Below are 604 nucleotides of genomic sequence, written 5' to 3' on the forward strand. Positions count from 1 at the left end.
ATCTAGCCATCTTCCACCAACTCCCTGCATTCCATCACGAGCCATCTCTTCTTCCCGCCAAGCAGATAGGGCGGCGCAATGGGTGTGAGCCGCTTCCCATTCCACTGCACTAGGTCGGTCACGCGCACATCCGCACGGTAACGAATGACGATGCGGTAATCCACCTCCTGCACCTTCTCCGCATATCCGTCCGAGATTTTTGCCGCAAAGGGCAGAACGAGTGCCCATGCCTTTGCAATCTCCTGCGTTGTTTGCGCGAGGATATTCCCCTCATCGTCCGTATCTGTGACGGGACGCAGAATAGTGATTCGATGACGCAGTTCGCTCATAGACACCTTCATCTAAAAGACCTCCTTCCGCACACCGAAGAGAAGCGAGCGCAGTGTCAGCGCAAGTCCCCGATGGTCGGCTTCCTCCCGATGTTCATAGAGATAGGAGACGGCGTAGAGGATTGCAACGCGCACAATTGCCTGATCTTCAACCTTGGACAGCTTCTTCACGCGCAGAAGTGCCGTACAAATCTGCTCTGCCGTTTCCGTAAAGTGCGTGAGGAGATCGTCCTCCTCATCCCCGTCAATGCGCAGATACTGCTTGACTGCTGCAA

At 55.0% G+C, this 604-nt stretch carries 2 protein-coding genes; both read right to left on the minus strand.

Features of this window, described 5'->3' with window-relative positions:
- Positions 1-2: 2 nt before the first annotated feature.
- Positions 3-341 carry a phage head closure protein gene (locus HMPREF9163_RS06935; protein WP_009441026.1) on the minus strand — a complete coding sequence of 113 codons (339 nt, stop codon included), beginning with the start codon at positions 339-341 and terminating at the stop codon, positions 3-5.
- A partial coding sequence (locus HMPREF9163_RS06940) for a head-tail connector protein (protein WP_009441027.1) occupies positions 342-604 on the minus strand: 263 nt, incomplete at its 5' end.

This window comes from Selenomonas sp. oral taxon 138 str. F0429 (genome assembly GCF_000318175.2).
GTDB classification, from domain to species: Bacteria; Bacillota; Negativicutes; order Selenomonadales; family Selenomonadaceae; genus Centipeda; species Centipeda timonae.